Genomic DNA, 23,300 nt, shown 5'->3' on the forward strand with positions numbered 1-23,300 from the left:
CCGGGATGAAATGATGAAGGAATCGGGACAATGTCGCGTATAGCCCTCGACGATATCGAAGCCGTGCAGGCCATCGCCCGCCGGGGATCTTTCCGCGCGGCGGCTATCGACCTCGGCGTTTCAACCACGGCGCTCAGCCATACGCTGGCAAAGTTTGAGGCCGAACTTGGCGTGCGTCTGTTCAATCGCACCACCCGCAGCGTGTCGCTGACGGAGGCCGGGAGGTTGTTCATCGAGCGAGTTAGCCCGTCTCTTCAGGGGCTGAACGACGCCCTTGAAAGTGTGCGGGCGCACCGCGATACACCGTCCGGCGTGCTGCGCATCAACGCACCGCCTTTTGCCGCTCGCCAGGTGCTTTCGTCGCTGATTTTTGAGTTTTTACGCCGCTATCCGGAGATGCAGGTCGATATGGTGACCGAAGGAAAGCTGGTCGATATCGTGGCAGAAGGATTCGATCTTGGCGTGCGCGTGGCCGGGCTGGTGCCTGCCGATATGATTGCGCTTTCTCTCGGCCAACCGCAGCGCTTTGCCGTTGTCGCGTCTCCGGCTTATCTGTCAGAGCACGGCGCGCCGCTAACGCCGGGCGACTTGCTGAATCACGCCTGTATTCGCGTCCGGCTACCGGACGGCTCGCTCTACCGCTGGCATCTGGAAAAGCAGGGTGAAGTCGCGCAAGTCGACGTGCGGGGGCCGCTGACGCTGGACGAAGCCTCGCTGGCGCGGGAGGCGGTGCTGGAAGGTGTCGGGATTGGCTTTTTCATGGAGCAAAACGTCGCCGACGAAATCCGCTCCGGCAAGCTGGTGCGCCTGCTGGAAACCTGGACGCCACCCTTCCCTGGGCTTTGCCTATACTATTCCGGCAGGCGGCATCCTTCTGCCGGGCTTGCCGCTTTCCTGGCACTGGCACGGGAAAACAGTCAGGGAGGCCACTGACCTCCCCGTAGCACTTAGAAGCTGTAGTTTGCCGTCAGCGAGAAGCTGCGCGGGGCACCATAAACCACATAGTCGGAAAGCCAGGATTCATATTCTTTGTCAAACAGGTTGTTGATGTTGCCCTGTACGGCAAAGTTTTTCGTCACCTGGTAGCGGGTGAAGAGATCCACCAGCGCGTAGCTGCCCTGTTTGATACGGGTGTCGCCGTCCGGGCCGGAAGTATCCTGCCAGGTTTTACCCTGCCAGTTCACTCCACCGCCCACGGTCACTTCCGGCAGCATCGGCAGCTGGTAGCGGGTAAACAGCTTCAGCGTGGTGCGCGGTTGGTCCGGGTTCACTGCCTCGCCGTTATTGTCGTCCGCCACATAGCGGGAAGCGCCGAAGGTAAGCTGCCAGTTATCGGTCAGCGCGCCGTTCAGCTCAAACTCCACGCCGCGGCTTACGGTGCCGTTCACGGACTTATACGCCGTTTCGCCAGGGTTGCCGTTAACCGGCGTGCCAAGCGCCTGAGCAACTTTATCCTGCTCGATGCGGAATACCGCCAACGAGGTCGTCAGGCGCGTGTTAAACCAGTCCGCTTTCACGCCCGCTTCATAACTCTTCCCGGTGGTTGGGTCGAGGTAATCGCCGTTAACGTCGCGCTTGTCGGTCGGCTGGAAGATGGAGGTGTAGCTGGTGTAGGCCGACCAGGTGTCGTTGATGTCGTAAACCAGGCCCGCGTACGGCGTGACGTCATGCTTTTTGCTGCTCAGGCTGGTTTGCGGCGCAGTGGACGGGTTGTAGTCTGCATCCCATTCGGTGTAGCGAGCGCCCACAATCAGGTGCAGCGGATCGGCCAGCGAGAAACGCGCGGCAGTGTAGGCAGACTGCTGGCGCACCACATCTTTGCTATACAGCGAGAAGGCTGACCAGCTTGGGTCTACAACGTTACTGTAGAAGCTGTCCATCGCGATGCCGCCGTAAGGCAAGCCGGTGTTCGGCATCGCGTTGTCGTAGTGGTTACGCTGGCGGCTGTAGCTGCCGCCGAACATCAGCTCGTGCTGGCGGCCAAACAGATCAAAACCGCCGCGCACAAACGCATCCACCGAATCCTGTTTACGCTCGCCCCGGTTCCAGCCGCCGTAGGCGCTGGTGCCTGCCCCGGTCACTTTATCCGGGAAGCCGGTGACGTACATCAGCTTAGAGTCGAAGTTGGTTTCGGCGTGCAGCGTGTTGATTCGCGCTTCCCAGCCGTTATCAAAGCGCTGCACCAGGTTGGCGAACACTTTGGTGGCGTCTTTGTTGGAATAGGCCCAGTCCGGCGCGGTGGTGGCGCTGCGGCTAAAGTTTGTCCGGCTGCCGTCGGCATACCAGGTGGGCAGGCCGCCCCAGGTCGGGCTGTCGTCATTGCTTTCCTGGTAGTCGTAGCCGACGGAAAGCGTGGTGGAATCGGTCAAATCGGCATCCACTACGGCGTAGATGAATTTCTTGCGGTAATGGCTTTTATCGAGCCAGGTATCGTTGTCCTGGTAGCCGGTGACCACGCGGCCCCGCACGTTGCCGGACTCACTCAGCGGCGCGGAGAGATCCGCCACATAGCGCTGCTTGTCCCAACTGCCGTAGCTGGCGGAGACGTTGCCTTTAAATTCACGGCTGTCGGCGTGCTTGCGCACCATATTGATGTACGCCGAAGGGTTGCCGCTACCGCTCATCAGCCCCGCCGCGCCGCGCACCACTTCAATATTTTCAAACACGGCGGTATCCGAACCGGTATCGCCGAAGTCCCAGACGTCGCTAACCTGAGTGGGCATGTCGTCGTAGGCATAGTTGCTGATGAAGAAGCCGCGCGCAAAGTAAGTGGCACGGCTGCTGTCCACCAGCTTGGTGCTGATACCGGTGGCGTTATCCAGCACGTCGCCGATGGTTTGCAGGTTCTGATCCTGAATACGCTGCTGGCTGATGACGCTGACGGATTGCGGGATATCACGCGGAATCAGCAGCAGCTTGGTGCCGGTGGTAGTGGTTTTGACGCTGTAATCCTGTTCCTGTCCCGCCAGCGGATTGTCCGCCTGAGTATTTACCGTGATGGTGTCTTCTGCCTGCGCAGAAGGCAGTAGCGCCAGCGCAATGGCCGCAGCCAGGAGTGATGGGCCGCCTGCCCGTAACGTGAACCGATCCCTGGAGAAGTTAACCAATGCCATGTTAAACCCTCATTTTTGCAGTGCTGCGGCGTTTTCCGTGGCCGGCACTTTTTTTGATTTTTATAAAGACGCGCACCATTAAATGCGGATGAGAAATATACGCATTTGTATTTAACCTGTAAACAAATGTAATTCCCTGAGGGTTAACGGAGATTGCACCGTTGCGGGGCAAAAACGGCCTTTGGTGGCAATAAAAATTGCCGCTTTCGCTTTACAAAGCAACACGCAAATCTGTTGTTAAAACAGCCTCATCATCTGGCTTATTGCTTAGATTGTGATAGATTCCTCTCGCTTTCAAAACATACACAGCAAAATACGCTGCGAAGCCTCTCTCTTTTTTCAGGTAAACGATCGGACGCCATGAGAAAGTTAGCCAATATCCACCTGCTGATGATGTTGATTCTGCTGGTTGCTGTCGGGCAGATGACACAGACGATTTATATTCCTTCTATTCCCGATATGGCTCATGAAATGGGCGTGCGCAGCGGCGCGATTCAGCGCGTGATGGCGGCCTATTTGTTTACCTACGGCGTGTCTCAGCTGTTTTATGGCCCACTTTCCGATCGCATTGGCCGCCGCCCGGTGATCCTCGCCGGTATGGTGATTTTCATGCTGGCGACGCTCGGCGCGCTGTTTACCACCAATTTGCATATTCTGGTTCTGGCGAGCGCCCTGCAGGGCATGGGCACCGGGGTTGCAGGCGTGATGGCTAGAACCATGCCGCGCGATCTCTACGAAGGCGGTGATTTACGCCAGGCCAACAGCCTGCTGAATATGGGTATTCTGGTGAGTCCGCTGCTGGCACCGGTTATTGGCGGGATGCTGGACAGCGTCTGGGGCTGGCGGGCCTGTTACGGCTTCCTGCTGCTGCTGTGTGCCATTGTGGCGTTTTCTATGTGGCGCTGGCTGCCCGAAACCCGCCCGGCAGACGCCGCGCCGCCTCGCCTGATGCGCAGCTACAAAATGCTGCTCGGCAATATCTCCTTCAACTGCTATCTGCTGATGCTGGTCGGTGGCCTGGCGGGCGTGGCGGTGTTTGAAGCCTGTTCCGGCGTGCTAATGGGCGGCGTACTTGGCCTGAACGGCGTGGTGGTCAGCATTCTGTTTATTCTGCCCATTCCGGCGGCATTTTTCGGCTCCTGGTACGCGGGCCGCCAGAACGTGCGTTTCTCCAGCCTGATGTGGCAGGCGGTATTGAGCTGCCTGTTCGCCGGGATTTTCATGTGGATCCCTGGCTGGTTCGGCATCATGAATATCTGGACGTTACTGGTGCCTGCGGCGCTGTTCTTCTTCGGCGCGGGCATGCTATTCCCGCTGGCGACCAGCGGCGCGATGGAGCCGTTCCCGTTCCTCGCCGGTACCGCAGGGGCGCTGGTTGGCGGCCTGCAAAATATCGGCTCCGGCGTGATGGCCTGGTTCTCCGCGCTGATGCCGCAAACCGGGCAATACAGCATCGGAATGCTGATGACCGCGATGGGCGTGCTGATCCTGTGCTGCTGGCTGCCGCTGGCGCAACGGTTCCAGCATCATGGCGAGACAGTTTAGTTAGGTTGCCGGTTCGGCAAGATTTTTAAGCCAGCCGATAAAAGCATCAATCTTCGGCCATTGTCGGCCACTAAGGGTCGAAATATAGTAATGCTGATGGCATTTTAACGTTTTGTCACCAAACGGGGCGATCAACTCGCCCCGCTCCAGCCGCTTTTGCACCAGCCTTTTTCGCCCCATCGCCACGCCAACGTGGTTCATCGCGGCAATCACCGCCAGGTCAGAGCGATCGAAGCCGATGCCCGTCGAGGCGGGTAGCTCAATGCCAAACTGCTGCGCCCAGCTGTGCCACTCATCGGTGCCGGAATCATTGCTCCACGCCTGCCGGTCATGCAGCAAAGTACAGTGGCGCAGTTGAGAAGGCCGGGAATGAAGCTCAAATCGACGGGCATATTCCGGGCTGCAAACCGGCAGAATCGCCTCATCCATCAGAAAATGGTGGCTCAGCTGCGAGGAAGGGGCATCGTCAAAATAGAGCGCCAGATCGATACCGGCGCGCTGTAAATTCAGGTTGTCGTTCCCCGTCAGAATGGTTAGCGAGATAGAAGGGTAGCGCTGGGTAAAATCCCCGAGCGCGGGCACCAGCCAGCACTGGGCAATCGACGGCCTTGAGTACACGGTCAGCGTCCCCGAGAGTTCCTGGTTTTTGATATCCAGAATCTCCTGGTTCAATGTGCCCAGAGACGACTTCAGCGCCCAGAACACCTGCTTGCCTTCATGCGTTAGCTCCACTTTGCGGTGCGAGCGAACAAAAAGCTGGATCCCCAGCTCCTCTTCCAGTTGGTTAATCCGGTGGCTAACCGCGCTGGGGCTGAGCGACAGTTCCTCTGCCGCCAGTGCAAAAGATTCATGCCGCGCTGCCACCTCAAAGGTATACAGCTTCGACAGTTGCCAGCCGTTTAATAACCGATTTCGCCCCTCGCGCGACGTTTCCATCGTGACCTCTCTCTCAATTCAGCCAGCCGAGTTTAAAAAAACTGTCGTCGGTCAGCAGCATTTAGTTGAGAAAATTAAAACCTACTGCGCATTTCATCGCTTTATTCCGACGCAAATCACCTTTCTGATTCGATTTACCTCATGTGAAAGGCCAATTTTATCGTTTGTCAGCCCGGATGGATTTTTATCCAATAGCCCGCAAATGATGCACAGGAGAAGGGCTAATGGGATCGCAAATCTGGGTGGTGGGTACGCTGCTTGCCAGCATAGTGTTAATCGTGTTGACCATCGTAAAACTGAAGCTTCATCCTTTCCTCGCGCTGCTGATGGCGAGCTTTTTCGTCGGCGTGATGATGGGCATGGGCCCGCTGGACATGGTTAACGCGGTGGAAAGCGGCATCGGCGGCACGCTGGGCTTTTTAGCCGCGGTCATCGGGCTGGGCACCATTCTGGGAAAAATGATGGAGGTTTCCGGGGCTGCCGAGCGCATTGGTCTGGCGCTGCAGCGCTGCCGCTGGCTTTCCGCCGACGTGATTATGGTGCTGGTCGGCCTGATTTGCGGTATTACGCTGTTCGTTGAGGTTGGCGTGGTGCTGCTTATCCCACTGGCCTTTTCCATCGCCAAAAAGACCCACACGTCTTTGCTGAAACTTGCGATCCCGCTGTGTACCGCGTTGATGGCAGTTCACTGCGTAGTTCCGCCGCACCCGGCGGCGCTGTTCGTGACCAATAAGCTCGGCGCCGATGTAGGCACCGTGATTGTATATGGCTTAGCGGTTGGCCTGCTGGCGTCTTTGGTGGGTGGCCCGCTCTTCCTGAAGTGCCTGGGCAATCGTCTGCCGTTTAAATCCGTTCCTGTCGAATTCTCAGATCTGCAAACGCGCGATGCGGCCTCTCTGCCGTCTTTGAGCGCCACGCTGTTTACCGTGCTGCTGCCTATTTTTCTGATGCTGGCGAAGACGCTGGCGGAACTGAACATGACGCCGGGCAGCACGACTTACACCGCGCTGGAGTTTATCGGCAACCCGATTACCGCGATGTTTATCGCCGTTTTCGTGGCCTATTATCTGCTGGGCCTGCGCCAGAATATGGGTATCGCGACGCTGTTAAGCCACACCGAGACTGGCTTTGGCTCCATCGCGAATATCCTGATGATCATCGGGGCAGGCGGGGCGTTTAACGCCATTCTTAAGGCAAGCGGCATGGCGGACAGCCTGGCATTGAGCCTTTCCAGCCTGCATCTACACCCCATTCTGCTGGCCTGGCTGGTAGCCCTTATCCTTCACGCCGCCGTGGGCTCCGCTACCGTGGCGATGATGGGTGCCACAGCTATCGTTGCCCCGCTGCTGCCGCTCTACCCCAATGTCAGCCCCGAGATTGTGACGCTCGCCATCGGCTCCGGTGCTATCGGCTGCACCATTGTGACCGACTCACTTTTCTGGCTGGTGAAGCAGTACTGCGGCGCCACGCTCCATGAAACCTTCAAGTACTACACCACGGCGACGTTCATCGCTTCTTTAGTTGCACTGGCTGGCACATTCCTGCTTTCCTTTATCATCTGAGCGCCAGGAGGCTCGTTATGACATCGACAGAATTACACGCATTAACCGAAAAATTTCCGCTGCTCTGCGAGCTTACTGCCCTGAACGAAACGGCCTGGTTTAACCCCGGAACCACACCCCTTGCCGAAGGCTTACCGCATGTTGGCCTGACGGAGCAGGACGTCAAAGAAGCGCACGCCAGGCTGGCTCGCTTTGCGCCTTACCTGGCCAAAGCTTTCCCGGAAACCGCCGCAACCGGCGGTATTATTGAGTCGGAGTTGGTGGTTATCCCGGCGATGCAAGCACGGCTGGAAAAAGAAAATGGGCAAAAAATCTGCGGCAAGCTGTGGCTGAAAAAAGACAGCCATCTGCCTATTTCTGGCTCAATTAAGGCGCGTGGGGGCATTTATGAAGTCCTGACCCACGCGGAAAAACTGGCTATCGAGGCCGGGCTACTGACTCCTGAAGATGACTACAGCAAGTTGCTTTCTCCTGAATTACGCGAGTTTTTCAGCCGCTACAGCATCGCCGTGGGCTCTACCGGCAACCTGGGTCTGTCGATTGGTATCATCAGCGCCCGAATTGGCTTCCGCGTCACGGTGCATATGTCCGCCGACGCCCGCGAATGGAAAAAAGCCAAACTGCGCAGCCACGGCGTGGAGGTGGTTGAATACGCGGAAGATTACGGCGTCGCCGTTGAGCAAGGGCGAAAAGCCGCCGAAGCAGATGCTAACTGTTTCTTTATCGATGATGAAAACTCCCGCACGCTGTTCCTTGGCTACGCTGTCGCCGGGCAAAGACTGAAAGAACAATTTTCACAGCAGTCGATTACCGTCGATGAGCAGCATCCTTTGTTCGTCTATCTGCCCTGCGGCGTCGGCGGCGGCCCCGGTGGCGTGGCGTTTGGGCTGAAGCTGGCGTTCGGCGACCACGTTCATTGTGTTTTTGCCGAGCCAACGCACTCCCCCTGCATGCTGTTGGGCGTTTATACCGGCCTGCATGATGCTCTTTCCGTTCAGGATATCGGCATCGATAACCTGACCGCCGCCGATGGCCTTGCCGTGGGGCGGGCTTCCGGCTTTGTCGGCAGAGCGATGCAAAGACTGCTGGACGGCTTCTACACCGTGGACGATCAAACGCTGTACAACATGCTCGGCTGGCTGGCAGAAGAGGAAGGTATTCGTCTGGAACCGTCGGCACTGGCCGGCATGGCCGGGCCACAGCGCGTGTGTTCGGCGGTGCCTTATCATGAGATGCAGGGCTTCAGCGCCCGGCAGCTTGATAACGCAACGCACCTGGTCTGGGCCACCGGGGGCGGTATGGTTCCTGAGGCTGAGATGGCGCAGTATTTAGCGAAGGCTCGCTGATCTTTCCCCTCACCCCGACCCTCTCCCCAAAGGGGCGAGGGAGAAAACCCGGCATATTTCGCTCCTGATCGAACACTCATCTAATAGGGGCCGGAAGAAAACCCACATCTTTGGCCTGGATGCTGTTCCATCCCCTCTCCCTTCCAGGGAGAGGGTTAGGGTGAGGGTCATCTTCCCCGTCATATTTTTGTCATTTAGTTACCTTACTCTCACTTCCGGTTTAATTATTTGATCAATCTACGCGCGTAGATACACTGCGAGAAATGATTAAAAATGGCATCTTCGCCAACAGATAACGTTCGATCTCTGTGAGAACTCTAATGACGACAAACACTTTTTCCCCTCCTCCGGCCAATGCGCAGCACGCGGCGGAAGAGCGCCTGGCCACGCCGGAAGGTAAACGTGATTTTATTCGCGCCACCTTCTCCTGCTGGCTCGGTACCACGATGGAATACGCGGACTTCGCGCTGTATGGCCTGGCGGCCGGGATCATCTTTGGCGATGTGTTCTTCCCGGATGCCACGCCCGTCATGGCGCTGCTATCCAGCTTTGCCGCTTACTCCGTGGGCTTTGTTGCCCGGCCAATAGGCGCCCTGCTGTTTGGCTGGCTGGGCGACCGCTACGGCAGGAAAATGGTGATGGTCATTACCATTGCGCTGATGGGCTGCTCCACCACGCTTATTGGCCTGATCCCGAGTTACGCGCAAATTGGCGTCTGGGCGCCAACCTGCCTCGTTATTCTGCGTTTTGCCCAGGGGCTTGGCGCAGGTGCAGAACTGTCCGGCGGCACCGTTATGCTGGGTGAATATGCGCCGGTGAAACGTCGTGGCCTGGTGTCATCCATTATCGGCCTGGGCTCCAACAGCGGCACGCTGTTGGCTTCTCTGACCTGGCTGCTGGTGCTGCAGATGGATAAAGAGACGCTGCTTGCCTGGGGCTGGCGTATTCCGTTCCTGTGCAGCATGTTGATTGCCGCTGTTGCCCTGATTATTCGTCAGCATCTGCGTGAAACCCCGGTGTTTGAACGCCAAAAAGCGCTGCTGGAAGCCAAGCGTAAACAGGTACGGGAAAAGGGGCTGGCCGAGCAGCAGAAAGACCAGCGTAGCTTCTGGCAGCGGACCCGTGCTTTCTGGACCATGGTCGGGCTACGCATTGGTGAAAACGGCCCTTCTTATCTTGCCCAGGGTTTTATCATTGGCTACGTCGCCAAAGTGCTGGCGGTAGATAAATCCGTTCCCACGCTGGCGGTGCTGATCGCCTCGGTGCTGGGCTTCGCCATTATTCCTTTTGCCGGCTGGCTCTCCGACCGCTTTGGCCGCCGGATAGTTTACCGCTGGTTCTGCCTGCTGCTGATTATCTACGCTTTCCCAGCCTTTATGTTGCTGGACTCTCGCGAGCCGATGATCGTTATTCCAACCATCGTTGTCGGCATGGGGCTGGCTTCACTGGGCATTTTTGGCGTGCAGGCGGCCTGGGGCGTGGAACTTTTCGGCGTGACAAACCGCTATACCAAGATGGCGTTTGCCAAAGAGTTGGGGTCAATGCTTTCCGGCGGAACTGCCCCGCTGATTGCCGCCGCGCTGCTCTCCTGGACCGGGCACTGGTGGCCTATCGCGCTCTACTTTGCGGTGATGGCGGGCATCGGGCTGGTGACCACCTTCTTTGCGCCGGAAACCCGGGGGCGCGACCTTAATCTGCCGGAAGACGCTATTTGATTTGTCACAGAGTTGACGGCGATTTTTACGGAGCAAAGCTTTATGCTGTGGCTCCGTTTATCGCCCGCCAGCCAAATAAAGCAGGTATTCAGTGACTAAGCCTCAAGTACACCGCGTTACCCGCGCTGAAGTCGCCAAAGAAGCAGGGACTTCCGTCGCGGTCGTCAGCTACGTGATTAACAACGGCCCGCGCCCGGTCGCGCAGGCGACGCGTGAGCGCGTGCTCGCCGCCATCAAGAAAACCGGCTACCGCCCAAACGGCATTGCGAGGGCTTTGGCCAGCGGTACCACGCGCACCTACGGTTTAGTCGTTCCCAATATTGCCAACCCGTTTATCTCGTCCATGGCACATGCGCTCCAGCAGGAGGCTTTTGCCGATGGCAGAGTGCTCTTGCTGGGGGATTCCGGCGATGACCGCGCCCGCGAGCTGGAGCTTATCAATAACCTGCTGCATCGCCAGGTAGACGGGCTGATTTATACCAGCGTCGACAGGCACCCTTACATCGATCTTATCCAGGCCAGCGGTACGCCATGCGTGATGCTGGACAGGGTTGAGCCGGAGCTGAACGTTTGCTCGATTCAGGTTAACGAGCAGAACGCCGCGCGGCGCGCAACCCGCCATCTGATTGAGCATGGCTATCGTGATATCGCCATTATTTGCGGGCCGCAGGAGATGCTGAACACTCAGGATCGCATCAGCGGCTGGCGGCTGGCGCTGCAAGAAGCAGGTCTTACCGTGCGCCCTGACTGGATTTTTTCAACGGATTACACCCGCCAGGGCGGCTACGACGCCACAAAGCAAATGCTGGCGGGCGAATTACCCCGCGCGCTGTTTGCCACCAATGAACAACAGGCCTTTGGCTGCCTGCGAGCGCTGTCTGAACACGGGCTTTCCGCGCCGAAAGACCTGGCCCTGGTGTGCTTCAACGGCACCCTCGAATCGGCCTTCAACGTGCCCTCTTTAACGACGGTTCGCCAGCCGGTCAAGCAGATGGCGAAGAAGGCCATCGAGATGCTGAAAAAGTGGGACGGGCAGCCGCATAAACACGAATTCGATTTTGAGCTGGAGATTGGCGAGTCCTGCGGCTGCCGCTCCCTCACCACAGCAGGAAGTCACAGGTAACATGAAGCGTTTAATTATTGATTGCGATCCGGGGAACGGCGTTGCCGGGGCTAACGTAGACGACGGTCTGGCCCTCGCGCTGGCGCTGGCGGCCCCGGAGATTTCTCTGGAGCTGATTACCACCGTATCCGGCAATACGCCAAGCGAAGTGGGCTACGCCGTGGCGTCTGATTTAGTTGCTCGCCTGGGTATGCCCGTGGAGGTCGCCCGCGGCGCTTCTCGCGCGCTGATTGAACCTTCAGCGCCGTGGCGCGAACACCTGGATCATAAAGTCGATAAAGTGGGCCTGCGCCACCTGTGGAAAAACGTTACTGCCCCGCAAATGCTGGCCGAAGTGGCCCCGCTGGCGGTGCATAAGATGGGCGAACTTATCTGCACGAATCCCGGTGAAATCACGCTGATTGCCATCGGCCCGTTGACCAACGTGGCGCTGGCTTTGCAGCTTTACCCGCAGATGGCGAGCGCGGTGAAAGAGATTGTGATCATGGGCGGCGTCTTTCACGTTGACGGCTACCTGAAGGACACCAACTTTGGCGTCGACCCTGAAGCCGCACACGCCGTGCTAACCAGCGGCGCAAACATCGTTCTGGTGCCGATGGACGTGACCACCCAAACCATGATGACCCATAGCGATTTGGATGCGCTGGCCACCTGCGATAACCGCCTGAGCCGTTTTCTCGTGGACACCATTCGCCCGTGGATGGATTTTTCTATGCAAACTCGCCAATTGCCTGGCTGCTGGATCCACGACGTGCTGACCGTCGCCTGGCTGCTTGAGCCGGAGCTGGTGAGCTGGACGGAAGATTACGTGGATGTAAGCCTGAACGGACTGAGCCGCGGCAGAACCCTGCGCTATGGCCCGGAACATTTGCGGCTGGCGGTGAACGTTGACGCGCCTCAAGGCAAGCCGGTGAAGCTGCTGCAAACCGTGGATAACCAGAAACTGCTGGCGCTTATCGACCGGCATATCCGCCAGTTTGCATAGAAAAGAGAAAGGGCGCATAGGCGCCCTTTCATACTGCTAACAAACTTTGGTGATAGAAGAAACACCAGACGACTCGTTAAAAAACAGGAAAATCAATTCGTTGATTTTCGGCTGATAACCACAAAGAGGGAAAAACCACGCTTTTTCCCTCTTTGTCAGCAACATCAAAGGGCGCATAGGCGCCCTTTTTTACAGAACCTTGCTGAGGAAGGCCTGAGTTCGCGGGTTTTGCGGCGCGCTAAAGATCTGTGCGGGCACGCCCTGTTCCTGAATCACGCCCTGGTCAATGAAGATCACCCGGTCCGCCACTTCGCGGGCAAAGCCCATTTCGTGGGTTACGATAATCATCGTCATCCCTTCCTGCGCCAGCTGTTTCATCACCGCCAGCACTTCGCCGACAAGTTCAGGATCCAGCGCCGAAGTGGGCTCATCAAACAGAATTATCGACGGCTCCATCGCCAGCGCACGGGCAATGGCCACGCGCTGCTGCTGGCCGCCGGAAAGGCTCGAAGGCCAGGCGTCGATTTTGTCCAGCAGCCCCACCTTTTGCAGCAGCTTTTCTGCGCGGTTTACCGCTTCCGCTTTGGACAGCCCTTTCAGCGACATGGGTGCCATGATCAGGTTTTCCAGCACCGTCATGTGCGGGAACAGATTAAAACGCTGGAACACCATGCCCACGCCTTCGCGCAGCGTGTTGAGGTTGGTTTTTGGGTCGTGTACCGCAAAACCGTTAACCACAACTTCGCCGCCGTCCGGTTTTTCCAGCGCGTTCAGGCATCGCAGAAACGTACTTTTGCCGGAGCCGGAAGGGCCAATCACGCAAACCACTTCCTGAGGTGCGATATCGCAGGAGATGCCGCGCAGTACGTGAGTTTTGCCAAACTGTTTCTGTAAATCCTTAACGTGAATCACTTTTGCCAAACCTCTTTTCCATATGTTGCACCAGCAGCGAAAGCAGGAACGTCAGCACCCAGTACACCACGGAGATGGTCAGGTACGGTTCCCAGTAAGTCGCGTAAGCGCCGGAAACGGTACGCGCCGCGTAGGCCAGATCGGCGAGGCCGATAGCGGACGCCAGCGACGAGTCTTTCACAATAGCGATGGCGTTGTTGCCCAGCGGTGGCAGGATGCGGCGGAACGCCTGCGGCAGGATAACCTTACGCATCGTTTTGCCCCAGCCCATGCCCAGCGCGCGTGACGCTTCCATTTGCCCTTTGTCGATGGACTGAATCCCGGCGCGGAAAATCTCGGACACATAGGCCCCGGCGTTGAGGGTGATCGCCACCACGCAGGAAAGAAATGCGCCGTATTCGGAACGAAGGTCACGAGCAAAGTCCACGGACATCATCCCGCTGGTGATCATGATCCCGTCGCGCGGGTTAATAAACAGCGGTACCAGCGCAAAGTGAACCACCATGATCTGCACAAACAGAGGCGTGCCGCGAAACGCACTGACGTAAACGCGCACCGGCCACTGCACGGCATAACGCAGCACGTGCTTCCACGGGCCGTCATCGGCGTGAGCCATACGCCCAAGCCCCAGCAGCAGCCCCCAGGTTGTGCCTAAAATCACGCAGATAATGGTGCACTTGATGGTCATCAGCGCGCCCTGCATAAACAACGGCGCGTATTCTGAGATTATCTCCCAGCGAAATCCGGTCATACCTGTCCTTTTTGGGGCCGGAATGGCCCCGATTGATAATTACTCTGCCGGGAGGGTTGGAACGTTGTTGTCGAACCAGGTGGCGTAAATTTTAGCGTAGGTGCCGTCGGCGATGATTTTCTTCAGGCCGGCGTCGATTTTGCCTTTCAGCTCGGTGTTACCTTTGGCAACCGCGATGCCGAAGTACTGGCGCTCAAACTTGCTGTCCGGCACCAGCTTAAGTGGTTTTTCCGGGTGGGATTTGATGTAGTACTTCACCACGCCCACGTCGCCCACGGCGGCGTCGATACCGTCTTCAGTCAGTTCCTGCAGCATCAGCGGCGTGTTGTCAAAGCGCTTGATATCGGTGCTGTTTTTACCCAGAACGTCGGACACCACAATGTCGCCGGTGCTGGAGTTAACCACGCCCACTTTTTTGCCTTTCAGGGAAGCAACGGAGTCCACTTTAGAGTCGGTCGGCACCACGATGGATTGCTCCGCCGGGAAGTACGGCGTGGAGAAATCGACCATTGCTTTACGCTTGTCGGTAATGGTGATACCGGAAATGATGATGTCGCGATCGCCGGAGTTCAGCGTGGCGAAGATACCTTCCCACGGCGTGTTAACCAGCTTGATATCAAACCCTTCGGCTTTAGCGATGGCTTTGATGATGTCGATATCGAAACCTTCCAGCTGTTTCTGGCTGTTTTCGTATTCAAACGGACGGTAGGTGCCGCCGGAACCCACAACGTAGGTTTGCGCCAGCGCCTGAGCAGAACTGAACAATGCCGCGAGCAAACACCCGCCAGCCACTACTGATTTCATCGCTTTAGTAAACATAGAAGCCCCTGGATATATGATGTTTTTATGCAGTTAATGTGCATAAAAATACATAATTACCCGAAATGCAGCAACAGATAATTCACGCTGAGTGATAATTACTGACACTGAGGCTTCAGAATGGCGTCCAGCACTGGCGCCATATCAGGCCGCCAGGCGCCCTCTTCCCCATCGTAGAATTTTTCATCGCCGTTAACTGCATACGGAATCTGCGCTTTTTGTAATTCACAGGCGACAAACGTCGCCATCGCAACCTGCTGATCGACCGGCAGTTTGCTGCCAGGAGACCAGTTCCCGACCCAGGAAAGGTGGCCGGTTTTCTGCTGCCAGTGCACGGCAGTTTCGATGCGGGCATGGATCGCCGCTTTTTCCGCATCCGTTCCCGTCGTCCACTGGTTTTTTCCGTTCCAGGTTTTGCCGTTCCAGTTTTTTGGGCCGCCCGGCATCAGATGCCAGTCAGCCATGACCAGCCCGTGGCGGGATTCAGGAATTTTAAGCGTGGCCAGCGCTTCCGGGGAGGCGTGGTTGCGTGGCGCAACAAAGATATGGCGCTGAGGGCTGATTTTATGAATCGCCTTCACGGTTTTGTCGTAAATCTGGTTGAGTAACTGAGGGTTGGCGCTGAGTTTCTCCTCCGGCTGCCCGATGATATCGAACACCAGCGAATCGTCATTTTTGGCAAAAAAGCGCGCCACGGTCGTCCACCACTCAACAATATCTTCCGCATTTTCAGCGGTCGGCTTTGCTTTCAGCTCCGCTGCCCGGTAGCTGATCACCGGCACGATATGGTACTGCTCGCAGGCATCAACGATGCGCCGTAAATGCACCAGTTGCTGATGAGTTATCGGCCCGGCAACGCGAATACGGACATGGCCAAAGCCTCGCTGCTGAAAGTCACGCACCGTGAGAGGATCAAATTCGCGGATGCCTCGCTCTGTTACCGCCCAGTCAACGTTCATTCCCACCCCAAGCTGGCTGGTCCAGGTGGGCGGCAAAACATCCTGCTGCGCAGCAAACGAACTGGCACAGAAAGAGAGGGCAACCAGAATAAGAGTTGGCTTTAACATCGGCGGCACGTTACTTAGCGAAGGAAAACTAATATTTAGCATGCTTTTCCCGTTTGCGGGGAGTGAGGATTGCAATAAAAAATTAATCGTAATGCCGAGTGTGAAGGATTGCCAAAGCGAACTACTCGTCGCTGAGCACAATGCCGAGCCTGCCGGCCATCTTCACAATCTCTTCAACCACTTCTGGCGTTGAAAATATCCCACAAGCTTCACGCTGAAACGCTAAATCCTCAGGACGAGTTCTGTCGCCATAAAAAAGGAAAGCACTGCTGTCATCATGCTGTCGGGATTTCCAGACCATGCCGTCAATGGTGGGATTTTGATCGTGAATCGCGCGCGCCCAGCGCTGCGTTTGCGGGTAAACCAGGCGGTCGCTTAACAGAAAAAACTGCTTTGATAATCCCATCCGGTAAAGGTCTGCTGTTTTTAGCGTCACCAGCGTCAGCTCTCGCCTGAGCACCAGTTGACTCATTCCCCAGTGCCGCCACGGCCTGATGGATAAAAACCCCCGCCGCTCGCCGCCAATCAGGTCGTGAAAAAGCGTTTCGGCCAGCGCCCCTGCCATACTGTCTGCCGCATACAGGCTCGGCACCAGCCGCCCCTGTATATCTTTAAAGGGACTGAACCTTGCACCGTAATCGTTGCCGGTCAGTTCACGTCCTGGATTAAAACTGTTTCCAGGCCAGGTCAGGGCATGACAGCGATAAAGGATCTTTCCCGCCGGTAATGTTTCTTTAAAAATCGGGATCGTGTTCCCTGGCTCAGGGAGTTCAGGGGCAAGCAGCGCAGGCTCACCAAAAAGTGCTCTCGTTTTAGCCTCATCCTTCGGCGCCATCCTGCAGCCTCCTGACCTCGTATTCAGCGGCCTGTAGCACGTTCGCCGGATACGCAGATACCATTTCGGCAGGTGTTTTCCCCGCCAGCAGGCCGTTAGAGGTAGCAAACCATTCTGCCAGCCCCCAGGCCGTTTTGTGCAGAGCGAAGGTATCCAGAAGAACTTTCATCACAGGCAGAGGACGGTAGTTTTCATCCAGACCATAGCGAGGATAGACGTTCCCAACGCCGCGTTTAATGACTGAGAAAATTTTGCCAGCCGCCTTCCAGCGCGTTGGCTGAGCCGAAACATTTTTTGTCGAGTAGCCGCCCAGCATGGCGATTTCATGGGTGGTCAGCCAGCCTTCGTCCGTTAACCTGTCCCGCGCCTGTACCAGACGGGCCTGGTTAATCACCTCATGCTGCTGAGCCGGAGGCAGAAAACTGCTTTGTGTCGCGTAACGCTTTGACGAATCTGCAGTGTAGCTTGCCGTCGGTTCATGGGCGACAAGCATGCCCTCACCGATAAGCTTCTCGCCATAGAGTTCCACCAGCTTTTCATAACCGTCATTAAGCTCCAGCGCCTGCTGCTGCGTTTGTAGCTCTTCGGTTGCCTCTAGCAGATGAGTGAGCTGGGTATGCAGCGCTTCCAGCCCGGAAACGCCACCGCGAAGCGCAAGCTGTAGGGTCAGCCCGGCTTCGCGCTTACTGTTTTGCTCGCGAACGCCTTTTGCAAGCGTGAGTTTCACGCTCTCGCTGTCAAACAGCACCCGGTCTTTTTTCTTCTCAATACGCCCGGTTTGCCTTGATACCATAGCGCCCTCCCAAATAACCTAACTAACCAAACTAACTTCAATAACCCTAACAACTGTACAGATGAGTATAAAAAATGTCCAGACTGGAGACGGTAATCTGGAAAGCATCGCCATAAAAAAAGCGCGACGTCTCTGCCGCGCTTTCCAGTCGCTGAATAAAACTTATTTCAACTCAGGCCAGTAGCCTTTGTTCGCTTCAACCAAATCATCAAGAATCGCTTTGGCAACGGAGGCGCTCGGCACGGTTTTCGACAGGGTGATCGCCTGCCACAGTTTCTGATAAGAGCGGTGCTCCCAGGCATCCACCACCAGTTTTTCGACGGCGACCTGCTGGCTCATCAATCCTTTCTGGAACTGAGGGATATTCCCCACGACCAGCGGTTCCGGCCCATCTTTGCCCACCAGACAAGGGATTTCCACCATTGCTTCCGGGTCGAAGTTATTGATGGCCCCGTTATTCGGCACAATCAGCAGCATCCGCTCCTGGGTGTTAAAGGCAATTGCCGTCGCAAGATCGACGATGTAAGAGGCGTGTTCGTCAATTTCCAGCTCGCCCGCAGAGGATTTCCCGGCGCTGATAATGGCGTTACAGGAACCAAACACATGCTTCTCGCGGTGATCCATCACTTCGTTCGCCCTGGTGCGCTCCGGGTTGGAGTGCTGCACTACGTAATCCGGATACAGGTAGTATTTCAGGTAAGTGTTCGGCAGTGTGTCGGGGTCGAGTGCCCAGACATCTTTAGCTTTGGCAAACGTGTCGTTCCAGCTTGCTTCGGTGCCATGCTCATCTTTTGGCGGTACATAGCCATATTTAGCCACATGTTCGCGAATTTTTGGCATCAAGTCATTGCCGTCTTTATCTTCTACGTGGGTCCACCAGCCAAAGTGATTCAGGCCGTAATAACGCACCTTCATCTCTTTGCGATCCTTCAAGCCCACAATCTGCGCCATACGGCTTTCGATGCCGATAGGCATATCGCAGATATTCAGGATTTTTGAGTTCGGACGCAGGCGGCGGGTCGCTTCCGCCACAATGGCCGCCGGGTTGGAGTAGTTCAGCATCCAGGCGTTCGGCGAATATTTTTCCATGTAATCCACCAGCTCCAGCACGCCACCGATGGAGCGCATGCCGTAGGCTATCCCGCCCGGGCCGCAGGTTTCCTGCCCGAGCACGCCGTGGCGCAACGGGATTTTCTCGTCTTTTTCGCGCATCGGATATTTGCCCACGCGGATGTGCGCCATCACAAAATCTACGTCACTGAACGCTTCCTGCGGGTCGGTGGTATAGCTGAAGTCGATATCCGGGGCCTGCTCTTTCAGGATGATTTTGCAGGCCTCGGCGATGGTCTCCTGACGTGCGCCGTCGTTATCGTAGAACTTCAGCGCCCGCAGCGGGAAGCGGTTCTGGTTAGCCAACAGCATCAGCACGATGCCTGGGGTAAAAGTACTGCCGCCACCTGCTACAACTACCGAGAATTTTTTCATGATACTGCCTCCGTCATGGATGGATGTTCGTCTGAAGTTTGCTCTTTGATAAGGGTTTCAATCTGGTCGCGAATTTGCGGGACATGCAGCCCGACAATCACCTGAATGCCGTTGCCGCTGCGCACCACGCCGTGGGCGCCAAGGGCTTTGAACACTTCGTCAGCTTCGGTTAGCGCCATATCGGCGAGCGTGATACGCAGGCGAGTAGCGCAGTTGTTCAGGCTGGCGATGTTCGCCGCGCCGCCAAGCGCCTGCAGGAAGCCATGCGCCTGCCCGTGCTTTGCGTCCTGGCTGACTGCCGCACTGGTTTGTTGCCGTGCCGCCTGGTAGTCGGCCTTGCTGTAGAGTTTGATCTCGCTGTCTTCCCGGCCCGGCGTTTTCAGGTTGAAGCGCAGAATCAGAGCGCGGAAAACCACGAAGTAGACGCCGGTAAAGGCGATGCCGATGCCTATCTGGGTAAAGACCATCGACGCGTGGTTATGGAACATGGGGATCCAGTTTTGCGGCAGGAACTGGTCCAGCAGGCCGCCGCCCATGTTGCCCACCACACCCGCCATGTACATCACCGTTGCCATCGAGGCGGCCAGGAAAGCGTGAACGGCGAACAGCAGCGGAGAGATAAACAGGAAGGTGAATTCCAGCGGTTCGGTGATGCCGACCAGCATGGCTGTCAGCGTCGCGGGGATCAGCAACCCGGCAACCTTCACGCGGTTCTGCGGCGAGGCGGTGTAGTAGAGCGCCAGCGCGATACCCACCGAGCCAAACACCTTCGAGTTGCCGTGCAGGGCGAAGCCGCCTTCCGGGAACAGGGATTTCAGCGAAGCGGTGCTCTGGCTGAACTCCTGCAGGTGCTGCGCCCAGTACACCTGAATCCCGCCTTCAACCGCCGCCGGGCCGAAGATGAACGGGCCATAGACGAAGTGGTGCAGCCCGGTAGGGATCAGAATGCGCTCGAGGAAAGTGTATACCCAGACGCCGAGCGCCCCGGCACTGCGTAAAAACGCCTGTAGAGATTCGATGCCGAGCTGCACTTTTGGCCAGCCGAGCAGCGTCAACCAGGCACAGGGGATCATCACCAGGAAGGCCACAATCACCACGAAAGAGCTGCCCTGGAAAATACCGAGGAACACCGGCAGCGGCTTATCGAAATAGCGGTTGTGAATGGCGGTGACGATGCCGGAGATAACAATCGCCCCGATGATGCTGGTGTCGAGCGTTTTAATCCCGGCCATCATCGTCAGGCCGCTGCCCGCCGTCGGTTCGAGACTAAAGTCGACGCCGAAGTAGTGCCCCCACGTCATCCCCATCGCGTTGATGAAGTAGTTCCAGGTTAAGAAGCTCACCAGCACCGCCAGACAGGCGCGCCCCTGGGCCTGCTTCGCCAGACCGATAGGCAAACCCACGGCAAAAATCAGCGGCATGTTGCGGAACACCGTCCAGCCGCCTTCCTCGATGATATGAACAATTTGAGCAAACAGAGTATCGGGGGCGGTGAGCGCTTCGCCAACAAACAGCGGGTTGCGCAGCATGATGGCAAGCCCGACCACGATCCCGGCGAAGGGGAACAGCAGAACCGGGGTAAACATTGCACCACCAAAGCGTTGTATTTGACTGAGCATTTTTAAATCCTCATGTAACAACTTCGTAGAGTAAGAGGCGGCCTTATTTTTTTAGTTGGCCTGAAGCTGAGGATATGAGCGCGGGCGGTGGCTCGCCGCGCCAGGCGCAGCGATTCGTGATCGTATTCATGGTTTTTATTTGGCCAAAGTTGTCTACTTTTAATGTTAAAACTAGACAATTAACCGACATATAACGGCGGGATAACGCCTGGAGATGTCCAGCTATGATCTACAAATCCATTGCTGACCGACTAAGGCTGCGGCTTAATTCTGCCGATTACACCATCGGCAGCCCCCTGCCTGGGGAAAAGAAGCTGGCTGAAGAATTTGGCGTGTCGCGCATGACGATTCGCAAAGCGGTGGACTTGCTTGTGGGTTGGGGGCTGGTTAATCGCCGCCAGGGCAGCGGCACCTGGGTCACCAAAAAAGATGTTCACCACGAAACCACCAACCTCACGGGTTTTGTGGAAGTGATGCGCAGCCAGGGCAAAGAGGTGCTGAGCGAGGTGCTGGAATTTAACGTGATGCCCGCCCCCCCGGCGATAGCCAGCCTGCTGCGCATTAAGATCGACGAAAAAATTTATTACTCCCGCCGCGTGCGTGCCGTAGGCGGCAAGCCGCTGATGGTGGAAGACAGCTATATGCCGGTCAAACTCTTTCGCAACCTGTCGCTGGCCCACCTTGAGGGGTCAAAATTCAGCTATATCGAAGATGAATGCCAGATAGTTATCAGCGGCAACTATGAAACGCTGACGCCGGTGCTCGCCGACGCCAAAACGGCCAGGCTGCTGAACATCGCGGAGGCAACGCCGATTTTGCGCATCACCTCGCTCTCCTACAGCGACAAAGGCGAGTTTCTTAACTATTCGGTGATGTTCAGAAATGCCAGCGAATATCAGGTGGATTATCACTTGCGCAGGGATCATACGAGGGTGCCGCCCGAGTAGTCGGGCGGCGATGAGCTATAGCCCCCAGAAGAGCAGTGCCAGCAGCTGAGGAGTGATGATGCGCAGGAACATCACCAGCGGGTAAACCGTGGCGTAAGAAAGCGCGGCGGCTCCGCTGGTCGCATGCAGCCCGTTTGCAAAGGCCAGCGCAGGCGGGTCGGTCATCGAGCCCGCCAGCATGCCGCACAGCGTCAGGTAGTTCATCTTCACCAGCAGGCGAGCAAGCAGGCCAACGGTAATCAGCGGCACCGCTGTAATCAGAATGCCGTAACCAATCCAGCTTATGCCGTCGCCCACCAGCAGCGTGTCGATAAAATCCCCGCCGGACTTGAGCCCAACCACCGCCAGAAACAGGACGATGCCCAGCTCACGCAGCGCCAGGTTCGCACTCGGCGGCATAAACCAGTAGAGCTTGCCGATGCTGCCGATACGTCCGAGGATCAGCGCCATAATCAGCGGCCCGCCAGCCAGGCCAAGGCGCAGCGCCGCCGGGAAGCCGGGGATAAACAGCGGAATGGAGCCCAGCAGCACACCAAGCCCGATACCGATGAACACCGGCAGCATTTGCACCTGCTGCAGCTTGTGCTGCGCGTTACCGACTTCTGCCGCAACCGCATCTATCGATTGAGGCCGTCCGACCAGATTGAGGATATCGCCAAACTGCAGGCTGGCGTTGCTGCTGGCCACCAGCTCGACCCCGGCGCGGTTAAGGCGAGATATCACCACGTCATATTTCTGCTTCAGATGCAGGTCGCGGATCTTCTTGCCCAGAACCTTTTCGTTGGTCACCACCACGCGCTCAACCCGCAGATCCGTACCCCGGGTTGATAGCGAGGTGTCGACTTCGTTGCCGATCACCAGCAGCGCTTTATGCAGATCCTTTTCGGCCCCAACCAGGTGTAACAGGTCGCCAGTCTGAACGATCGTCCCCGGAGAAGGCACCATTAACAGCTCTCCGCGCTTGAGCCGGGAGCAGATAATTTCGTCGCTGTTAAGAATCGGCACGTCCTGAATCGCCAGCCCGTTCAGGTTTGGGTTGGCGACGCAGATATTCATGGTGTGCAGCTGGGCGTGATTTTGGCCGCTGCTGGCCTCAAACTGCTGCGCTTCTTTGTCAACGCTGACGCGAAAAGCCATACGTAACAGCCACATGGTCAGCAGGATACCGCAAATCCCAAACGGATAGGCCATCGCATAGCTCATCCCCATTTGGTCAACCAATTGTCCCGGCGTACCGAGATCGGTGAGGATCTGCTGCCCGGCACCCAGCGCTGGGGTATTGGTGACGGCACCGGAGAAGATCCCCAGCACCACCGGCAATGGCACATTGAATAGCTTATAGACCACGGCGGTGACCAGTGCGCCAAGCACGACGATGAGTATAGCGAACAGATTTAGCCGCAGGCCGGAAACGCGCAGGGATGAGAAGAAACCGGGCCCGACCTGGATACCTATCGTGTAAACAAACAGGATCAGCCCAAACTCCTGGATAAAGTGCAGCATGTCGCCATTCAGGCCAATCCCGGCCTGATTGACAAAGTGGCCGACAATAATACCGCCGAACAGCACGCCTCCGATCCCGAATCCTACCCCGCGGATCTTGATATTGCCGATCCACAATCCCACGACGGCGACCAGCGCCAGCATACTGACGGTTAACGCTATTCCACTCATATATAATCCCTGTGAATAACATTATTGTTATTAAGGATTCTGGCAGAGCTGAAGGGCGGATAATGGGGCGCGG

At 56.8% G+C, this 23,300-nt stretch carries 19 protein-coding genes; 8 read left to right on the forward strand and 11 right to left on the reverse strand.

The features are described 5' to 3' along the window. The first annotated feature begins 30 nt into the window (after window positions 1-30). On the forward strand, window positions 31-933 hold the full coding sequence (locus LH86_RS04405; RefSeq protein ID WP_039298695.1) for a LysR family transcriptional regulator: 903 nt from the start codon (window positions 31-33) through the stop codon (window positions 931-933). A gap of 14 nt (window positions 934-947) precedes the next feature. Here LH86_RS04405 and fhuE read toward each other — a convergent pair whose 3' ends face one another. Further along, window positions 948-3,113 (reverse strand): ferric-rhodotorulic acid/ferric-coprogen receptor FhuE, encoded by a 2,166-nt coding sequence (gene fhuE / locus LH86_RS04410; protein WP_039298697.1) that lies wholly within the window; start codon window positions 3,111-3,113, stop codon window positions 948-950. A gap of 360 nt (window positions 3,114-3,473) precedes the next feature. On the opposite strand from fhuE, the gene emrD reads away from it, so the two are divergent. Next, entirely contained in the window at window positions 3,474-4,658 is a 1,185-nt protein-coding gene (gene emrD / locus LH86_RS04415; RefSeq protein WP_039298699.1) for a multidrug efflux MFS transporter EmrD, read from the forward strand. Here emrD and dsdC read toward each other — a convergent pair whose 3' ends face one another. Then, window positions 4,659-5,594 (reverse strand): DNA-binding transcriptional regulator DsdC, encoded by a 936-nt coding sequence (dsdC, locus tag LH86_RS04420; RefSeq protein ID WP_039298700.1) that lies wholly within the window; start codon window positions 5,592-5,594, stop codon window positions 4,659-4,661. Window positions 5,595-5,818: 224 nt separating this feature from the next. Between dsdC and dsdX the strand changes: the two genes are divergently transcribed. The 5 genes from dsdX to LH86_RS04445 all read left to right on the forward strand — a co-directional run bounded on the left by dsdX (window position 5,819) and on the right by LH86_RS04445 (window position 12,325). Then, window positions 5,819-7,156 carry a D-serine transporter DsdX gene (gene dsdX, locus LH86_RS04425; protein ID WP_039298702.1) on the forward strand — a complete coding sequence of 446 codons (1,338 nt, stop codon included), beginning with the start codon at window positions 5,819-5,821 and terminating at the stop codon, window positions 7,154-7,156. A 17-nt stretch (window positions 7,157-7,173) separates the two neighbouring features. Continuing rightward, complete coding sequence (gene dsdA, locus LH86_RS04430; protein WP_039298704.1) at window positions 7,174-8,502, forward strand: D-serine ammonia-lyase; 1,329 nt, start codon at window positions 7,174-7,176, stop codon at window positions 8,500-8,502. A 320-nt stretch (window positions 8,503-8,822) separates the two neighbouring features. Then, window positions 8,823-10,217, forward strand: coding sequence for an MFS transporter (locus LH86_RS04435; RefSeq protein WP_039298705.1), 1,395 nt, complete (start codon window positions 8,823-8,825; stop codon window positions 10,215-10,217). 91 nt (window positions 10,218-10,308) lie between these two features. Next, complete coding sequence (locus LH86_RS04440; RefSeq protein WP_039298708.1) at window positions 10,309-11,340, forward strand: LacI family DNA-binding transcriptional regulator; 1,032 nt, start codon at window positions 10,309-10,311, stop codon at window positions 11,338-11,340. Between the two features lies 1 nt (window position 11,341). Continuing rightward, the gene (locus LH86_RS04445; RefSeq protein WP_039298710.1) at window positions 11,342-12,325 is read left to right on the forward strand and encodes a nucleoside hydrolase; all 984 of its coding nucleotides are present in this window, start codon (window positions 11,342-11,344) and stop codon (window positions 12,323-12,325) included. 189 nt (window positions 12,326-12,514) lie between these two features. Here LH86_RS04445 and LH86_RS04450 read toward each other — a convergent pair whose 3' ends face one another. From LH86_RS04450 to LH86_RS04485, 8 genes are all read right to left on the reverse strand, one after another. Further along, the gene (locus LH86_RS04450) at window positions 12,515-13,237 is read right to left on the reverse strand and encodes an amino acid ABC transporter ATP-binding protein (protein WP_008460680.1); all 723 of its coding nucleotides are present in this window, start codon (window positions 13,235-13,237) and stop codon (window positions 12,515-12,517) included. Then, on the reverse strand, window positions 13,224-13,988 hold the full coding sequence (locus LH86_RS04455) for an amino acid ABC transporter permease (RefSeq protein ID WP_008460679.1): 765 nt from the start codon (window positions 13,986-13,988) through the stop codon (window positions 13,224-13,226). Before LH86_RS04455 ends, LH86_RS04450 begins: the two co-directional genes overlap by 14 nt. A gap of 39 nt (window positions 13,989-14,027) precedes the next feature. Further along, window positions 14,028-14,792, reverse strand: coding sequence for a basic amino acid ABC transporter substrate-binding protein (locus LH86_RS04460; protein ID WP_156107059.1), 765 nt, complete (start codon window positions 14,790-14,792; stop codon window positions 14,028-14,030). Between the two features lie 113 nt (window positions 14,793-14,905). Then, window positions 14,906-15,874: a cellulase family glycosylhydrolase gene (locus tag LH86_RS04465; RefSeq protein ID WP_039305916.1), complete on the reverse strand. Its 969-nt coding sequence runs from the start codon at window positions 15,872-15,874 to the stop codon at window positions 14,906-14,908. 121 nt (window positions 15,875-15,995) lie between these two features. Continuing rightward, window positions 15,996-16,709, reverse strand: a complete 714-nt coding sequence (locus LH86_RS04470) for an RES family NAD+ phosphorylase (protein WP_039298717.1) — start codon at window positions 16,707-16,709, stop codon at window positions 15,996-15,998. Continuing rightward, the gene (locus tag LH86_RS22405) at window positions 16,693-17,502 is read right to left on the reverse strand and encodes a hypothetical protein (RefSeq protein ID WP_052045547.1); all 810 of its coding nucleotides are present in this window, start codon (window positions 17,500-17,502) and stop codon (window positions 16,693-16,695) included. The genes LH86_RS04470 and LH86_RS22405 overlap by 17 nt, the downstream gene beginning before the upstream one ends. Window positions 17,503-17,664: 162 nt before the next feature. Further along, window positions 17,665-18,987: a 6-phospho-alpha-glucosidase gene (locus LH86_RS04480; protein WP_039298719.1), complete on the reverse strand. Its 1,323-nt coding sequence runs from the start codon at window positions 18,985-18,987 to the stop codon at window positions 17,665-17,667. Further along, window positions 18,984-20,606, reverse strand: a complete 1,623-nt coding sequence (locus tag LH86_RS04485) for an alpha-glucoside-specific PTS transporter subunit IIBC (protein ID WP_039298722.1) — start codon at window positions 20,604-20,606, stop codon at window positions 18,984-18,986. The genes LH86_RS04480 and LH86_RS04485 overlap by 4 nt, the downstream gene beginning before the upstream one ends. A gap of 224 nt (window positions 20,607-20,830) precedes the next feature. On the opposite strand from LH86_RS04485, the gene LH86_RS04490 reads away from it, so the two are divergent. Next, a complete protein-coding gene (locus LH86_RS04490) occupies window positions 20,831-21,553 on the forward strand; it encodes a GntR family transcriptional regulator (protein WP_039298725.1) in 723 nt (240 codons plus the stop codon). A gap of 15 nt (window positions 21,554-21,568) precedes the next feature. Here the strand turns inward: LH86_RS04490 and LH86_RS04495 are convergent, their stop codons facing one another. After that, window positions 21,569-23,227 (reverse strand): putative transporter, encoded by a 1,659-nt coding sequence (locus LH86_RS04495; RefSeq protein WP_039298728.1) that lies wholly within the window; start codon window positions 23,225-23,227, stop codon window positions 21,569-21,571. Window positions 23,228-23,300: the final 73 nt, after the last annotated feature.

The organism is Cedecea neteri, assembly GCF_000758325.1.
Lineage (GTDB): Bacteria > Pseudomonadota > Gammaproteobacteria > Enterobacterales > Enterobacteriaceae > Cedecea > Cedecea neteri_B.

Excerpts from the sequence above, each read along its gene's own strand:
- LH86_RS04465 (WP_039305916.1), bottom strand. The coding sequence starts at position 15,874 with ATGTTAAAGCCAACTCTTATTCTGGTTGCCCTCTCTTTCTGTGCCAGT.
- emrD (WP_039298699.1), top strand. The coding sequence starts at position 3,474 with ATGAGAAAGTTAGCCAATATCCACCTGCTGATGATGTTGATTCTGCTG.
- LH86_RS04435 (WP_039298705.1), top strand. The coding sequence starts at position 8,823 with ATGACGACAAACACTTTTTCCCCTCCTCCGGCCAATGCGCAGCACGCG.
- LH86_RS04485 (WP_039298722.1), bottom strand. The coding sequence starts at position 20,606 with ATGCTCAGTCAAATACAACGCTTTGGTGGTGCAATGTTTACCCCGGTT.
- dsdC (WP_039298700.1), bottom strand. The coding sequence starts at position 5,594 with ATGGAAACGTCGCGCGAGGGGCGAAATCGGTTATTAAACGGCTGGCAA.
- LH86_RS04470 (WP_039298717.1), bottom strand. The coding sequence starts at position 16,709 with ATGGCGCCGAAGGATGAGGCTAAAACGAGAGCACTTTTTGGTGAGCCT.
- dsdA (WP_039298704.1), top strand. The coding sequence starts at position 7,174 with ATGACATCGACAGAATTACACGCATTAACCGAAAAATTTCCGCTGCTC.
- LH86_RS04460 (WP_156107059.1), bottom strand. The coding sequence starts at position 14,792 with ATGAAATCAGTAGTGGCTGGCGGGTGTTTGCTCGCGGCATTGTTCAGT.
- LH86_RS22405 (WP_052045547.1), bottom strand. The coding sequence starts at position 17,502 with ATGGTATCAAGGCAAACCGGGCGTATTGAGAAGAAAAAAGACCGGGTG.
- LH86_RS04495 (WP_039298728.1), bottom strand. The coding sequence starts at position 23,227 with ATGAGTGGAATAGCGTTAACCGTCAGTATGCTGGCGCTGGTCGCCGTC.
- dsdX (WP_039298702.1), top strand. The coding sequence starts at position 5,819 with ATGGGATCGCAAATCTGGGTGGTGGGTACGCTGCTTGCCAGCATAGTG.
- LH86_RS04455 (WP_008460679.1), bottom strand. The coding sequence starts at position 13,988 with ATGACCGGATTTCGCTGGGAGATAATCTCAGAATACGCGCCGTTGTTT.
- LH86_RS04480 (WP_039298719.1), bottom strand. The coding sequence starts at position 18,987 with ATGAAAAAATTCTCGGTAGTTGTAGCAGGTGGCGGCAGTACTTTTACC.
- LH86_RS04445 (WP_039298710.1), top strand. The coding sequence starts at position 11,342 with ATGAAGCGTTTAATTATTGATTGCGATCCGGGGAACGGCGTTGCCGGG.
- LH86_RS04405 (WP_039298695.1), top strand. The coding sequence starts at position 31 with ATGTCGCGTATAGCCCTCGACGATATCGAAGCCGTGCAGGCCATCGCC.
- LH86_RS04490 (WP_039298725.1), top strand. The coding sequence starts at position 20,831 with ATGATCTACAAATCCATTGCTGACCGACTAAGGCTGCGGCTTAATTCT.
- fhuE (WP_039298697.1), bottom strand. The coding sequence starts at position 3,113 with ATGGCATTGGTTAACTTCTCCAGGGATCGGTTCACGTTACGGGCAGGC.